Source organism: Sorangium sp. So ce1153, assembly GCF_051521595.1.
Classification (GTDB): domain Bacteria; phylum Myxococcota_A; class Polyangia; order Polyangiales; family Polyangiaceae; genus Sorangium.
Window position 1 is genome coordinate 3,116,437 of the sequence record NZ_CP150361.1, and the last position, 14,732, is coordinate 3,131,168.

Sequence of the window (14,732 nt, forward strand, 5' to 3'; positions counted from 1 at the left end):
CCGGCTCCGCTGGCTCATGGCAGCGTCGTGCCCGCCTGACACGCGCAGGGGGCTCGTCCCCTCATGAGGTGGTGCACGCAATGAAGAGCCGGATGGAGACTTCTGAGATCGTCGTCGGCCTGGACATCGGGACGACCAAGGTCTCGGCGGTCGTGGGCGAGATCGACGCTGATGGGATCACCATCCTCGGGGTGGGCAACGTCCCGTGCCGCGGCCTGCGCAAGGGCGTGGTGAGCAACATCGACTGGACGGTGCGCTCCATCTCGGAGGCGATCGAGGCCGCGCAGACGATGGCGGGCGTCGAGATCCGCACCGTCTATGCCGGCGTCGCGGGCAGCCACATCCGCTGCCAGCAGTCCGACGGCGTCGCCGCCGTCTCGGGCGGCGAGGTCACGCGGGTGGACGTCGAGCGGGTCCTCGAGGGCGCGCGGGCGATCCCGGTCGACGCCGATCGGCAGATCCTGCACGTCCTGCCGCGCGAGTTCACGGTCGACAACCAGGACGGCATCCGCGACCCGGTCGGCATGAGCGGCGTCCGGCTCGGGGTGAAGGTGAACCTGATCACCGCCGCGACCTCGTGCGTGCAGAACGTCGTCCGCTGCGCGGAGCGCTGCGGCCTCACCGTGGCCGACGTGGTGCTCGAGCCGCTCGCCAGCGCCGAGGCGGTGCTCTCCGAGGACGAGAAGGAGATCGGCGTCGCCATCATCGACATCGGCGGCGGCACGACCGACCTGCTCCTCTACGTGGACGGTGGCATCGCGCACGCCAGCGTGATCCCGGCGGGCGGCAACAACGTGACCGCCGACATCGCCGCCGGGCTGCGCACGCCGATGGGCGAGGCCGAGCGCCTGAAGCGCAACGCCGGCTGCGCCCTCGGCCGCATGGTCGGAGACGAGGAGGAGATCGAGGTCCCCGGCGTCGGCGGGCACATGCCGCGCAAGGCGGCGCGCCGCGTCCTGTCGGACATCATCGAGCCGCGCGTCGAGGAGATCTTCGCGGTCATCCGCAAGCGGATCGAGGACACCGGGATGCTCGAGCAGCTCTCGGCGGGCGCGGTGCTCACCGGCGGCGGCGTCCTGATGGAGGGCATGACCGAGTTCGCCGAGGAGATCCTGGGGATGCCGGTGCGACTCGGCGTGCCCGTCGGCGTGCGCGGCATCACGCAGCTCGTCGCTGGCCCGCAGTACGCGACCGGCGTGGGCCTCGTTCAGTACGGCGCCAACGCCCTCGCGCAGGCGCGCGCGCTCGCGCCGGTCGCGCTCGACGTCGGCCACGCCGCGCGCGGGGAGAGCCGCCGCGAGAAGGTCCGCGAGCGCGAGTCGCGCCGAGAAGTCGTAGAAGAAATGCAGATTGAAAAGCGGTCGAGCGGGAGGTTCTGGAACTGGCTTCGAGCAGCATTCTGAGCATGACGTAGCAAGAGAAAGTTGTTAGAGAATTGGGTTTGAGAGGGTCGAAGAACGCACCGGCGATCCCCCTTGAAGTTGAAGTCAAGAGGGTTTGAAAAATGGCGTTCAAAGGGGAAGAGGCGCCCCTCTGAGCACCGTCCGGAGCGAGGACATCCTCGCGCACTTAGGGTTCCGCGCCGCTCGACCTTCGCGGGGGTCGACGCCGGGCCGAGCGACTAGCTGAATATCCCCGGGAGGAGTTCATGAGTTTCTCCATCGAGTTTGCCGACGAGCACACCGGGTACGACGCCCGGATCAAGGTCATCGGTTGTGGCGGTTCTGGCGGCAATGCAGTCAACACGATGATCAACTTCGGCCTCGAGGGCGTGGAGTTTATCGTCGTCAACACGGACGCCCAGGCGCTCGGCGCGAGCCTTGCTCCGACGAAGCTCCACATCGGCGCGAGCGTCACGCGCGGTCTCGGCGCCGGCGCCGATCCCGAGAAGGGGCGCAAGGCGGCGCTCGAGGACGTGACCCGGGTGAAGGAGTGCATCCAGGGCGCGGACATGGTGTTCGTCACCGCGGGGATGGGCGGCGGCACCGGCACGGGCGCCGCGCCGGTCATCGCGCAGCTCGCGCGCGAGGAGGGCTGCCTCACCGTCGGCGTCGTGACGAAGCCGTTCTTCTTCGAGGGCAAGCAGCGCTCGCGCCGCGCCGAGCTCGGGCTCGCGATGCTCGCGGAGCACGTCGACACGCTCATCACGATCCCGAACCAGAAGCTCCTCTCGCTGGGCGACGAGGACCTCTCGTTCGTCGAGGCGTTCCGCAAGGCGGACGAGGTCCTCTACCAGGCGATCAAGGGCATCAGCGATCTCATCACGCAGAACGGCATCGTGAACGTCGACTTCGCGGACGTGAAGACGGTCATGTCCAACATGGGCCGCGCGCTCATGGGCACCGGCTGCGCGAAGGGGCAGGGCCGCGCGCGCCTCGCCGCCGAGATGGCCGTCAGCTCGCCGCTGCTCGACGACATCTCGGTCGAGGGCGCGACGGGCGTGCTCATCAACATCGTGGGCGGCCCCGACATGCGGATGCGCGAGATCGAGGAGGCCGCGACGCTCGTGCAGGAGCAGGCGCACGAGGACGCGAACATCATCTTCGGCGCGACCATCGACGAGAACATGGGCGAGATGATCAAGGTCACGGTCATCGCGACCGGCTTCGACCACCTCGTCGCCGAGGTCCCCCAGCACCTCGCGAGCGCCGCGCAGCCCCGCGCGACAGCGCACTCCATCGGCGCGTCGCTCGCCGCCGCGGCCGGGCCGATGTCGGCCCGCTCCGCCCCGAGCGCTCCTCCCATGACGCAGCGCCAGCCGCACCGTCATGAAGAGGTCGCGTACCCGACCACCCGCCGGCCCGCGCCGCAGGCGCAGTCTGCGGGCGGCGGCAACGGCCCGCGCGACCGCGCGAGCTTCGTCCCTCCGCTCGACTCCGACTGGGACACGCCCGCGTTCCAGCGCCGGGGCCAGTAGCAGCGTCTCAGCCTGCACGGAAGACCTCGCGACGCACAGCGCTTGATGGGCGTTCGGGCGTTCACGCTGTATTGCGCGTTGACAGGCGCGGGCGAGGACTTATGGTCAGCCGGCGCCTATGCCCCCTGTCGGGCAGGATCGACGCGGCGGTCCACGATTCATGAGTGAAAAGCGCGACTTCTACGAAGTTCTTGGCCTCGCGCGGGACGCGACGCCTGACGACATTCGCAAGACCTACCGTCAGGCTGCGTTGAAGTACCACCCGGACCGAAACCCCGGCGACGCGTCGGCGGAGGCCCGCTTCAAGGAGGCCACCGAGGCGTACCAGGTCCTCTCCGACGAGGAGAAGCGCCGCCGGTACGATCAGTTCGGGCACGCCGGCCTCGAGGGGATGGGCGCCGGGGCCGATAGCGACATCTTCTCCCACTTCCAGGACATCTTCTCGGAGTTCTTCGGCGGCTTCGGCGGCGGGCAGCGCCGGCGGCGGGGCCCGGCGCGCGGCCAGGACATCCGGGTTCAGCAGCGGCTCTCGCTGCGCGACGCCCTGCTCGGCTGCAAGCGGGAGGTGGTCCTGCGCACGCCGGTCGCGTGCGACGAGTGCTCCGGCTCGGGCGCCAAGCCGGGGACCAAGCGCAAGCCGTGCGGCACGTGCGGCGGCGCCGGTCAGGTCTCGACCTCGCGCGGCTTCGTGATGTTCACCCAGACCTGCCCGGAATGCTCGGGCGAGGGGTCGGTCATCAAGACGCCGTGCGCCACCTGCAAGGGGTTCGGCGCGGTCGAGAAGACGCGGAAGGTCGTGGTGAACTTCCCGGCCGGCATCGACGGAGGCCAGCGGCTGCGGGTGCCGGGGCAGGGGATGCCGGGCGCTCAGGGCGCGCCGCCCGGCGATCTGTACGTCGATGTCGATCTCGCCGCGGACGAGCGCTTCGAGCGCGACGGCCTCGACCTCATCACGAGGGCGCCGGTCTCCTTCGTCGATGCGGCGCTCGGCAGCACGGTGAAGATCGACCTGCCGGACGACACGGCGGTGGACGTCGAGATCCCGGCGGGCGTGCAGCCCGGCGAGGTGATCTCGGTCAAGGGCAAGGGCGCGCCCCGGATCGATGGCCGCGGCCGCGGCGCGCTGCAGGTGATCATCCAGGTCGAGGTGCCGCGTAACCTGACGCCCGCGGCGCAAGAGCTGCTCCGCAGGTTCCAGGACGAGGTGGCGAAGCACCAGCCGGCGGCGAAGGCGGCGACGGCGTAGGGCTGGTGGACGAGCGCTGCAGCGCGACGCCAGAGCGCGTCGCGCTGAGCGCGTTGCCAGAGCGTGTCGCGCTCAGCGCGTTGTGCCGATCCAGGCGCCCGCGCACGCGAGGCTGAAGGCGATCGGGGCGAGCGCGGTCGCGAACACGACCGCGACGGGCGCTGCCAGGCCGAGCAGGACCAGGGAGCCGAGGATGGCGAGCGCCGCGGAGGCCGCCGGCTCCAGCACGCTGCCCGTCGATGAGGCGCGGGCGACGAGGTAGCCGGCGAACGGAAACGCCGCGATGGCCGCCGCGACGAGCAGCAGGAGCGGCGCCGCCGCGGCGGTCGAGGCGTCGCCCCGATCCACCGCCGCGAAGTCGACCCCGAAGCGGTGGCCGAGCGCGACCGCCAGCGCGAGCGTGGTCGTCATGACCCCGACCGTGACGAGCGCGCCGAAGGCGATCCAGGTGAACATCAGCGGTCGCTCCGTGCGCCGCAGCGCCTCGCGCATCGTGCCGAGCGACGGCGGGGCGATGTGGGGGAGGAAGCGGCGCTCCCTGCGCTGCGAGCTGTGCGGCGACGCGCTCCGTCGGAGCAGGTCGCGCGCGGCGAGGAACGTCAGGAAGCCGATGCCGAGGAGCATCGGCGCCGCGATGAAGAGCGCGGCCGGGCGGCACGCGAAGACGATGTAGTCGTAGGCGCCGTTGAGCAGCATCGCGACGAGCCACGCCGCGTTGAAGCGACGGCCCCCGAGCGGCCGCTTGCGCTCGCGGCCCAGCGCGTACCCCCAGAGCGAGGCGAAGAAGAGGTGCGCCGGCACGGCGAGCAAGGCCCGCACGACGTCGATCGACGACAGCGATCGGCCCCACAGGTACACGGCGTTGTGGGCCGACACGAACCCGAGGGCCGCGGCGGCGGCGTAGACCAGGCCATCGAACGGCTCGTCCACGGCGCGCAGCCGCGCGATCGGCGCGACCGCCGCCACCTTGAGCCCCTGCTCCAGCGGCGCCACGACCACGAAGAGGTAGATGAGCGTGACGGTGTCGAGCGTGCTGGCGGCCTTGTCGAGCCCTTGCCAGCGCTGGAGGAAGCTCTCGAGCAGCAGCGCTGGCACGAACACGAGCGCGCCGAGCAGCGCGGTCCCCACCACGAACCGGCGCCTCCCGTAGAGGCGCTGCGACCCGAGGAGGAGCGCGGCGAGGCCCCCGAGCGGCGCGGCGATCGTGGCGATCCAGATGAGCGCGGCGGCGGCGTTCATGGGCGCGAGGGCAGGGGCGGCGGAGCTCGCCTCGGGGCCCCTAGAAGTGGAGCCCGGCGACGGCGGTCAGGGCGAGCGCCGAGCCGACGCTGGAGCCCTCGGCCGCGAGCAGGTCGGCCTTGGCCTGCTGGGGCGTGGTGGCGGCTTCGCCCTTGATCCGATCTATCTGTGCCGAGGTGAGCCCCGGCCTGGTGAGCCCGAGGAGCTCCCAGCTCGCGCTCGCGCCGATCGAGAAGACCGGCGACAGGTAGAGATCGAGCCCGCCGGAGATCCTCCCGTAGAAGCCGCGGATGGCGATCGCGTCGGCCGCGCCGCTCACCGCGCTCTTGAAGCTCCCGAGGCCGGCGTAGCCGAAGCCCAGATCGATGTGTGGATCGAGCTTGCCGAGCGGCAGGTGCATCCCTACCTCGCCGCCGGCGCTGAAGAGCTGCCAGTCGTGGAAGAAGCCCACCCGTCCGCGCGCGCCCAGCGTGAGGAACAGCAGGCGGACGCCGACCCCGGCGCCGACGACGCCGCCGTTGGCCGAGCTCGAGATGAACCCGGCCGTGAGCTCTTCCTCGTCGATGTTGAACGTCTGGAGGCCGACGTTCTCGTAGCCTCCCTCGACGTTCAGCCAGACGAGCTCGAGACCTCGGCCGGAGTCCTCTTTCTTGGCTTCTTCGAGGCGCTGCTCCGTGTCGTCGGGGGACACGGGCTCCGGCTCGGGCGTCGTCATCGGAGGGGGCGGCGCCAGTCCTCCGGCCTGCATCGATGGATCGTACGGGTTCGTCTGCGCGGGCGCGGCGCCGGAGGTCGAGGGGTCGCTGGCGCCGTAGGGCGTGGTCCCCGGGGCCGGCTGCGCCGCGGCGGTGGACGCCGCGGCGGCTGACGTGAGGACCGTGAGCAGGCAAAGCGCGCGGCGAGCGATCATTCGTCCTCTTCCTGGGTGTTCCCGTCGAGCCCGTCCACTCGTCCCATCGACTCCAGGGACTCGGCGTCTGTCGAGGAGACCGGTGGGCCAGGCACCCGGTAGCTGCCCTCGAGCCAGCGGCCGAGGTCCACCAGCTTGCACTGCGGCGAGCAGAACGGAAAGGCCGGGTTCTCGGGCCTGGGCCCCGCCGCCTTGCGGCAAATCGGGCACCTCGCGCCTGCCAAAGCTCCCATGCGGCGTAACGTAGCAGCGTCCTTCGCGGGCATGTAGCCCGCGCTCGGCGTGCGAGCCGCCGCGAGCCGCCCGCGAGCCGCCGCGAGAGGACGACGCTCGCTCAGCGCGCCGGGACGGCGACGTATCGGGCCGATCCGTTGCGCCGGACCCGGAACAGCAGGTCCTGGCGCCCCGCGGCGCGCAGGCGCTCGGCCAGGTCGGCGCCGTTGCGCACCGGCACGCCGTTCAGGTCGAGCACCACGTCGCCCGCCTCGAGGCGGCCCGCCGCCGGGCTCTGCGGCGCGATCGACTCGATGCGCGCCCCTTCCAGCGCGTCGCTCGCCAGCACGCCGAGCGACGGCTGCTCGGCCTCCCTGCCTCCGCGATCGTCTGGCAGGCGCGGTCTCGGCGAGGGCTCGCGCCCGGCCGGCCGCTCGAGCCGCACCGTGGCGCGCCGGTCCGCGCCGCCGCGCTTGTACGTGAGCGTCACCTCGTCCCCGGGCTTGGATCGCCGGAGCGCGCGCGCGAGCTCGCGGGCGTGCTCGACCCGGCGCCCCTCCAGCGACGTGATCACGTCGCCGGGCTTGAAGCCCAGCCGCGAGCCGGGGCTCTCCGGCTCGACCTCCGTGACGAGCGCGCCCATCCGGCCTGGCAGCCGGAGCACCCGCGCGAGCTGCGTGGTCACCTCCTGGAAGCTGATCCCGATGCGCCCGCGGTCCACGCGGCCCGTCGCCCGCAGCTCGGGGAGGACCTCCAGGACCTCGTCGATCGGCAGGGCGAAGCTGATGCCGCGGCCGTCGGCGTGGATCGCCGTCGCGATGCCGATCACCTGTCCCGCCGCGTTGAAGAGCGGCCCGCCGCTGTTTCCCGGGTTGATGGCGGCGTCGGTCTGGAGGAAGCCGTCGAGGCTCCCCGCGCCCATGGGCCTCAAGGTCGCGCTGATGATGCCCCGGGTCACCGTCGGTCCGAGGCCGAACGGGTTGCCGACGACGATCACGTCATCGCCGGGCCGGACCGCGGCGCTCGAGCCGAGGGACGCGACCCTCAGCGGCTCCGCCCCGATCAGCTTCAGCAGCGCCACGTCGAGCGTCGGATCCCGCCCGACCACGGTCGCATCGAAGGCGCGCTCGTCCGAGAGCTGCACCTCGATGCCGAACGCGTCGCCGACCACGTGGTCGCTCGTCAGCACGAGCCCCTCGGCGGCGATGACGAGCCCTGATCCGATCGCCCGCTCCACCCGCGGCGCGCCGCCGCCGAAGGGGTACCTCGGGGTCGCACGCCCGTCCGGCAGCGAGGACGCGCGCAGCGTGGCGACGGTCACCACCACGGGCTGCACCAGCTCGATCAGCGCAGGCAGGGGCATCGCGCCGCCCGCGGCCGGAGCAGATCGGGGCGCCGGCGGCAGCTCCGCGCGCTGGATCGAGCACGGCGCGCCCGCCTCGCGGCGCGGCGTCGCGGGCGGTGAGAGCGCGGCCGCCCGGTCGTCGCAGGCTGCGAGCGGTGCGGCCCCGAGGAGCGCGACGCACGCCCATGCGGCAGCGTGGAGCCGTCCCACGCGCCGGACGTAGAGCTTCGAGGCGGGACCGCAAGGAGCGCGGGACACGCGCCTGGAGGAGCCTCCTCCGCGAGGTCGACGCGGCGGCCTGGCCTGGACGAGGCGGCGCGCCTGGCGTTCAGCCGGGCGGCGCGCCTCGCGCGACCTCCGTGCGCACCACCTGGACGACGATCTCCACGAGGCGGCCGCCGGGCTGGGCGAACGACGCCTTGCCGCGGCCGCCCTCGAAGCGCCACGCCAGATCGGCCGGGGCGCCCGTCTCCCCGTCGTCCGCGCCAGCGCGGATGACGGCGCTGACCTCCAGCGTCTGCTTCCCCGCCGTCACGGCCCCGCGCGCCACGGCGAACGTCCCGCTCCCGAGCAGCGCGATCGTCCGCTTCGCCAGGTTGCCGAGGTGTCGCGCGATCGGCTCTTCCCCCTCCGGACGCCACGACGCGATGTGCCCGGCGTCGTCGATGTCGATGACGAAGCGCGCCTTGCCGGCGCTCCCCAGCGGGAGCGTCGCCCAGCTCGGATCCGCCTGGCACGCAGGCGGAATGGCCCTCGTGAAGGCGCGCCCGAGGCTGCGCACCGCGCTCGGGCCGGCCGCGCCGAAGTCGCCCTCGCCGCCCTCGCCCGCGCCAGCGCTCGTCCGCGCGGCGGCGGTGCGCGCCCTGTCGCCGGGCTGCTCGCTGGCCTCGGGCTCCGCGCGCGTTGCCGGCCGAGGCGCCGCGCTGGTCCGAGGCACCCGAGGCGCCGCCTCCCTGCGCGGCGCGGCGGTCGCTGGCGGCGCTGGGTCGCGGCCGGTTTCTGAGCCGCGCACCTCGGGCGCTCGCGGCCCGGCGGCACCTGCGGGAGCGTGCGCCGGTGGAGCGGGCGCGGCCGCGGTGCTCTCCGATCCGGCGCGGTCATCAGCCGGCCGCGAGGAGCCACCGCTGCCTGGCAGCGCCGCCGTGGTTCCGGTCCAGAGATCGATGGGCTCGCGCTCCTCCGCGGGCGTGGCGGGAGGGGCAGAGGCCTCTCGCCGCGACAGCCCCGCGGATCCCCACGCGCCCAGGTGGACGAGCCCCGAGACGAGGAGCGCCGGCAACATCGCTCGTTGACCGCGCATCGCATCGCGCATCGCATCGCTCTCCGCCCTGGGACCCGGTCGAAGGGGCCTCGGCCTCTGGCCTTTCGCTGAAGCTCGTTGCCCGTCGCCCGTGGTTCTGCCAGACAGCACCGCGGCTGCAACGTTCCCGAGCGCCCCGTGAAGCTCCTCGCCCTCTCCACCTCGACGCCGCGCGGCAGCGCAGCGCTCTTCGACGCCGCGGATCTGGACGGCCACGCCCTGTCGAGCAGCGGCGGCCCTGCCGCGGCGGCGCCGGACGCAGGCGCGCGCTTGCTCGCGTCGACGACCTACGCCGATCTGCACGGGCACGCGGAGCGCATCTTCGGGGCCATCGACGAGGTCCTCGCTGCGGCAGGCATGCCCGCCGCCGCGGTGGGGGCGCTCGGCTGCGACGTGGGGCCCGGCTCGTTCACCGGGGTCCGGGTGGCGGTCGCGGCGGCGAAGGGCGTCGCGCTCGCGCTCGACGTCCTGGCCGCCGGCGTCACCTCGCTCGAGGCGATGGCCGCCGCCGCCTTCGCCGGCGGCGCGGCGAGCCCTGGCGATCTGCTGGTCCCGCTGATCGACGCCAAGAAGGGGGAGGTCTTCCTCGCCGCCTTCGACAGGCCCGCGGCCCCGCCCGAGGCGCCGCCGCGGCACGTGCCGCGCGACGCGGCGCTCGAGGCCATCGCCGCGCTCGCCGCCGGGCGCCGGGTCGTCGTCGTCGGCGCGGTCGCCGACGAGATCGAGGCGCTCCGGCCGCTCGCCGCGCGCGGCGAGGCGCTGGATTTTCCCGACGCTGTCTGGATCGGCCGCGTCGCCATCGGCCGGCTCCGGGCGGCCCTCGCGGGCGGCGAGCGCGGGCGAGGGGCGGCCGAGCACGATCCGGCGCTCCTCGAGCCGCTCTACGTGCGCGCGCCGGACGCGAAGCCAGCCGAGCTGGGATACACTCCGCCCCGATGACCAGCTCGTCTGAAGGGGACGGCGTCGCACCGGACGCCGAGCGCGAGGCCCCGAGCGCCAACGACGCCGAGCGCGCGCCGCTGCCCTCCGCGGCAGCGGAGCCTGCGCGCTCTCCCGCCACGATCGCCGGAGCGCCCGACGAGCCCGACGAGCCCGCTGCCGGCGCCGGGCCGGTCGAGTCGGGGCCCGATCCCGAGCGGCTCCGCGCCAGGTTCGGCCGCCCCTTCGAGGCGGGGGACGTCATCTTCCGCGAGGGCGAGCCCGGGACGGAGGCGTACCTCCTCGAGGAGGGGCGGATCCGCCTCATCAAGAAGGTCCGCGGCGCCGAGCGCAGCCTGATGGTCCTGAAGCCGGGCGATCTGTTCGGCGAGTCCGCGCTCCTCGGCGGCGCGGCGCGCTGGTCGACGGCGATCGCGCTGTCGCGCGGCGTCGCGCTCGCGCTCGATCAGGGCACGCTGCAGAACCTCGTCGAGCGCAACCCGGCGGTCGCCCTTCGCATCATCAAGCAGCTCGTGGGTCGGCTCCGCGACGCGGAGGACCAGATCGAGATCATGATGCTCACCGACACGCAGTCGAAGGTGGTGAACGCGCTCCTCAAGCTCGCGCAGCAGTCGCGCGCCGCGAGCGGCTCCTCCTCGAACGGCGCCTCGTTCGCGATCTCGCCGATGGAGCTGTCCACGCGCGTCGGCCTCGACGTCGACACGGTGAAGCGCGCCGTGCAGCAGCTCCGCGAGGGCCAGTACCTGCGCGTCGCCGACGAGCGCCTCGAGATCCCCGACATCGACGCGCTGCGGAGGCTGTTCAGCCTGCTCGGCCTCAAGGACGAGATCCGCGGCGAACAGTGATGGGCAGGAATCGCCTGCTCTCTCATCCTACGCCGACCTGACTCCTGCGGGAAGCCGAATGGCGATCGCGAGGACGCGCCGCGTCTTCTCGGCAGATTCGCGGGTTGACGTGACCAGCGGCCTGGTTTACTCAGGGGTCCCCGCAGGGCAGGTGACATCCCGCCCTGACGTGTTGCCGCGCTGCGGCATTGCTCAGCAGCGGACTCAAGATCGCACATGACATCGCAGCGACACATGACAGCAGCGACCCGCGCGGGGTGCATCCGCGGCGCGGCTGTTGTCCTGTCGCTCTGGTCGCTTCTGCCGTTCGCGCCGCTCTCGCTCGCTGCGTGCGGCGGCGCGCAGCCTGCGGCGCAGGCGGACGAGACGCGGTCGCTCGCGGAGTACGATCTCGCGCGCGACGCGTTCCAGCACGGCCGCCTGCGCGAGGCGCTGGCGCACATCGAGAGCGCGCTGTCGCTCGACGACGACAACGCGGAGGCGGCCTATCTCGGCGCGGTCATCCTGCTCGGCTTCTGCGCGGGCGACGTGCGCTCGAGCGACTGCCGCTTTGACAGCGCCGAGAAGATGGCGCGGCGGGCGCTCGACGCGAACCCCGAGATGCGGGACGCGAAGAACACGCTCGGGGTCATCCTCGTGCATCAGGGCCGCTACGACGAGGCGATCGCGGTGCTCAAGCCGCTCACCGAGGACATCCTCTACGCCTCGCCGGAGAAGTCGTGGGGCAACCTCGGCTGGGCGTACCTGCTCAAGGGCAGCAACGACGAGGCGATCGACGCGCTCCGCCGCGCCGTCGCCGCGCAGCCGCTCTTCTGCGTGGGGCAGTACCGGCTCGGCCTCGCCTACGAGAAGCGGGGTGAGCTCGATCTGGCGCGCGAGGCGTTCACCAGGGCGGTCGAGACCGACCAGCCGGAGTGCAGGCGGCTACAGGACGCGTTCGATGCTCGCGCCCGGGTCGCCGAGAAGAGGGGGCTTGTGGATGAGGCGCGTGCCGACCTCGAGCGGTGCCGCGAGATCGCCGCGACGACGCCGGTAGGGCAGCGCTGCGCCGCACAGTTACAGACGTTGCAGTAAGCCCGCAGCGCCTCTCTGTCCGAGAGGGACTCCGGGGCACGCTAGGGCTTGAGCAACGGTTCTCGGGGTGAGTAGAGTGACGACCGAATGACGATGGGTGGAATGGGATGGAGTCGATCGGACGCTACCTGAGACGCACGCGTGAGGCCCGAGCCATGAGCGTGGAGGAGGTCGCCCGCGCCACGCGCATCCCCGTGATCTCCATCGAGCGGATCGAGGCAGATCACTTCGATGACCTTCCGGGCGAGGTGTTCGTCCGCGGGTTCTTGAAGGCGTATGCCCGCGCCGTCTCGCTCCCGATGGAGGAGGTGCTGGCCCGGTACACGGCGAGCCGCCGGATCGCGCTGGTGACGCCGCTGCCCATCGCGGCGCCCGCGCGGCGCACGCAGCAGAGCAGGCGCTTCGGGGTCGCGATCGCGTTCGTGTTGCTGCTCATCCTGTTCACGCTGGCGCTCAGCATCGTGCTCCGGCCCCGCGGCCACGACATGCCGCCGGAGCTGTCGGAGGGCACCCTTGCGAGGGCTCGTACCTCCCTCTCGACCTGAGGGCCAAGTTTTCACCGCGCGCTCGCCGCGGCGCGCGCTGTAACCCGTTTCTCTGCCCATGCCTCGATCCGTTCGCCCGCGGACGGAGCGACTCCGCACCGCGGCGCTCCTGGTCCGTCGTGTCCCGTTCGGTGAGGCCGACCTCTTGGTCGGGCTCTTCACCGAGCAGGGCGGGATCATCTCTGCCACGGCGCGCGGCGGGCGCCGCTCGTCCAAGCGCTTCCCGGCGCTCGAACCGATGCACCTGCTGCGCGTGACCCTGGAGATCCGCCCGGGCGCCGAGCTCGCCCAGCTCACCGAGGCCGCGATCGAACGCCCGCGCCTGCGGCTCGCGGGGGATCTCGGGCGTCTCGAGGTCGCCGGACGCGCGCTGCGCTGGGTGCGCGAGATCGCCCCGGCGCATACAGCCGAGCAGGCGGCGTGGCAGGAGCTGAACGGGCTCCTCGACCGCCTCGACGAGGCCTCCTCGGTGTCCCCGCAGGCGTTGCTCGCGGAGGCTGGCCTGCGCCTGCTGGTCGCCTTCGGCTGGGGCCTCGAGCTCATGCAGTGCGTCCGGTGCGGGCGCGCCTGTGACGCGACGCAGTCGGCCTATGTCGACCCGGCGCGCGGCGGCCTCGTGTGCCGGGCGTGCGGCGGCGGGCCCCTCTTCCTGCGGCCGGAGCCGAGGGCGCGCCTGCTCGCCGCGATGCTCGGCGATGCGCCGGAGATCCCGGAAGAGGACGTCCCGACCGCGCTCGATCTCGTGGAGGGCGCCCTCACCGCGCACGCGAGCGGGAGCTAGCGCGGGCGGGCTCCGCGTCGCCTCACGCCACGGCTTTCCAGAAGCGGCTCACCGCGCGCGGCGCCTCCGCAGACCCCTCGATCTCGACGTACGGCCTGCCCGGCGCGTTGCGCGGGAAGGAGAAGCTGCCCGTGTTCGCGTAGCCGTCGCCGAGCGCCTCGCGGTGCGTGTGGCCGAAGACGACGAGCTTCGCGCCGGTCGTCTTCGCCACGTGGCCAGCGCTCTCGGCCAGCCGCTCCGCGACCGTGCCGGCGTAGCGGTTGTGCCCGCTCGCCCAGCTCACGCCCATCAGCAGCGCGCCGAGCCCGATCGCCGCGGCGCCCGTCTCGCGCGCCCCGAGCCCGAGCGCCGCGAGCCCCGCGCCCATCGACAGGGTCGCGATCACGCGATCGAAGTACAGCCGCGTGAACGTGCTCGCCGCGCTCTCGAGCGTCGGCGTGGCCGCCAGCCCGAGCAGCTCGTCCGCCATCGCGCGGGGCACGCCGAGCTCGTGCGCGAAGCGCTCGACGGTCGCGGCGCCCACGGTCGCTTCGCCTCGCGCGCGGTAGAGCGGCCCGCTCCTCAGCATCGCGCCGATCGCCGCGTGGAAGTAGCGATAGATCACGTAGGGCGCGCGGGGGCCGTACCAGGTGAACGCGGAAAGGAACAGGTGAAGCGGCGTCTGGTCGTTCGCCTGCAGGTAGCGGTGCGCCCCGGTCGGCGCGATGAACTCCTCGACGAAGTGAACGCCGAGGCTGCGCTCGCCCACCACGAGCGGGTGAGCGGGGGCGTTGTCGGGGTCGTACAGGTGCCCGTGCTCGATGTGGATCGCCCCCTCGCGAAAGAACCAGGGCGTCGTCCGGATCCGGGCCCGGGCGTCACCGCCCACCCCCAGCGCCTCCGCCAGCGCCAGCGGGAAATCGGGCGCTCCGACCTCGGCGTCGTGGTTGCCCCCCGCGAGCCAGAGCTCTCCGCCTCGGTCGACGTGCTCGGCGAGCGCCGCCCGCGCGGTCGGGTGAGCGGAGAGCGCCTCGCGCAGCGCGATCGGCCTCGGCATCCAGGGTGACTCGGAGGAGAGGTCGAACAGATCGCCCGCCACCACGATGCGCGCGCCCGGGTGAGCCGTCACGAAACGCGCCAGGTCGGTGGTCACGTCGCGCGGCGTCTGGCGCACGAGATGGAGATCGGCGAGCACGACCGTGCGGCGCTGCGTCATAACCCACCATATTCATCACGTCCGTCCGGGCGCTGCAACTCGCCACCCGCCGCGCGATCGCGGCGGGACGCCGTCCGCCGCGATCGCGGCGGTACAGCGGAGAGCGCCCTGCAGAGCTCGGCTTCTTTGTGCTGTCGCCGTGGGTGACGTTGGCCCCGGGCTCGACGCGCGCACCGCTGCGTC

Annotated in this window: 14 protein-coding genes; 8 read left to right on the plus strand and 6 right to left on the minus strand. The window is 72.9% G+C overall.

Annotated features, from left to right (window positions below; all coding sequences use genetic code 11):
* Positions 1-80 precede the first annotated feature (80 nt).
* The 3 genes from ftsA (at position 81) to dnaJ (ending at position 4,163) form a co-directional block, all read left to right on the plus strand.
* Positions 81-1,403, plus strand: a complete 1,323-nt coding sequence (ftsA, locus tag WME85_RS11030; RefSeq protein ID WP_437837547.1) for a cell division protein FtsA — start codon at positions 81-83, stop codon at positions 1,401-1,403.
* A gap of 245 nt (positions 1,404-1,648) precedes the next feature.
* Positions 1,649-2,917, plus strand: coding sequence for a cell division protein FtsZ (gene ftsZ / locus WME85_RS11035; RefSeq protein WP_436626493.1), 1,269 nt, complete (start codon positions 1,649-1,651; stop codon positions 2,915-2,917).
* A 160-nt stretch (positions 2,918-3,077) separates the two neighbouring features.
* Positions 3,078-4,163: a molecular chaperone DnaJ gene (gene dnaJ / locus WME85_RS11040; protein WP_437837548.1), complete on the plus strand. Its 1,086-nt coding sequence runs from the start codon at positions 3,078-3,080 to the stop codon at positions 4,161-4,163.
* A gap of 72 nt (positions 4,164-4,235) precedes the next feature.
* Here dnaJ and WME85_RS11045 read toward each other — a convergent pair whose 3' ends face one another.
* The 5 genes from WME85_RS11045 to WME85_RS11065 all read right to left on the minus strand — a co-directional run bounded on the left by WME85_RS11045 (position 4,236) and on the right by WME85_RS11065 (position 8,807).
* Entirely contained in the window at positions 4,236-5,402 is a 1,167-nt protein-coding gene (locus WME85_RS11045; protein ID WP_437837549.1) for a PrsW family intramembrane metalloprotease, read from the minus strand.
* A gap of 40 nt (positions 5,403-5,442) precedes the next feature.
* On the minus strand, positions 5,443-6,312 hold the full coding sequence (locus WME85_RS11050) for a hypothetical protein (RefSeq protein WP_437837550.1): 870 nt from the start codon (positions 6,310-6,312) through the stop codon (positions 5,443-5,445).
* The gene (locus tag WME85_RS11055; protein ID WP_437309086.1) at positions 6,309-6,545 is read right to left on the minus strand and encodes a DNA gyrase inhibitor YacG; all 237 of its coding nucleotides are present in this window, start codon (positions 6,543-6,545) and stop codon (positions 6,309-6,311) included. Before WME85_RS11055 ends, WME85_RS11050 begins: the two co-directional genes overlap by 4 nt.
* Before the next feature lie 101 nt (positions 6,546-6,646).
* Positions 6,647-8,128, minus strand: coding sequence for a trypsin-like peptidase domain-containing protein (locus tag WME85_RS11060; protein ID WP_437837551.1), 1,482 nt, complete (start codon positions 8,126-8,128; stop codon positions 6,647-6,649).
* 70 nt (positions 8,129-8,198) lie between these two features.
* A complete protein-coding gene (locus WME85_RS11065; RefSeq protein WP_437837552.1) occupies positions 8,199-8,807 on the minus strand; it encodes a hypothetical protein in 609 nt (202 codons plus the stop codon).
* A 501-nt stretch (positions 8,808-9,308) separates the two neighbouring features.
* On the opposite strand from WME85_RS11065, the gene tsaB reads away from it, so the two are divergent.
* The 5 genes from tsaB to recO all read left to right on the plus strand — a co-directional run bounded on the left by tsaB (position 9,309) and on the right by recO (position 13,354).
* Entirely contained in the window at positions 9,309-10,109 is an 801-nt protein-coding gene (tsaB, locus tag WME85_RS11070) for a tRNA (adenosine(37)-N6)-threonylcarbamoyltransferase complex dimerization subunit type 1 TsaB (RefSeq protein ID WP_437837553.1), read from the plus strand.
* Positions 10,106-10,954 carry a Crp/Fnr family transcriptional regulator gene (locus WME85_RS11075; protein ID WP_437837554.1) on the plus strand — a complete coding sequence of 283 codons (849 nt, stop codon included), beginning with the start codon at positions 10,106-10,108 and terminating at the stop codon, positions 10,952-10,954. Before tsaB ends, WME85_RS11075 begins: the two co-directional genes overlap by 4 nt.
* 234 nt (positions 10,955-11,188) lie before the next feature.
* Positions 11,189-12,028: a tetratricopeptide repeat protein gene (locus WME85_RS11080; protein WP_437309091.1), complete on the plus strand. Its 840-nt coding sequence runs from the start codon at positions 11,189-11,191 to the stop codon at positions 12,026-12,028.
* Positions 12,029-12,135: 107 nt separating this feature from the next.
* On the plus strand, positions 12,136-12,573 hold the full coding sequence (locus WME85_RS11085) for a helix-turn-helix domain-containing protein (protein ID WP_437625106.1): 438 nt from the start codon (positions 12,136-12,138) through the stop codon (positions 12,571-12,573).
* A gap of 58 nt (positions 12,574-12,631) precedes the next feature.
* Positions 12,632-13,354 (plus strand): DNA repair protein RecO, encoded by a 723-nt coding sequence (gene recO / locus WME85_RS11090; protein ID WP_437837555.1) that lies wholly within the window; start codon positions 12,632-12,634, stop codon positions 13,352-13,354.
* Between the two features lie 22 nt (positions 13,355-13,376).
* Here the strand turns inward: recO and WME85_RS11095 are convergent, their stop codons facing one another.
* The gene (locus WME85_RS11095; RefSeq protein ID WP_437837556.1) at positions 13,377-14,549 is read right to left on the minus strand and encodes a hypothetical protein; all 1,173 of its coding nucleotides are present in this window, start codon (positions 14,547-14,549) and stop codon (positions 13,377-13,379) included.
* Between the last annotated feature and the right edge of the window lie 183 nt (positions 14,550-14,732).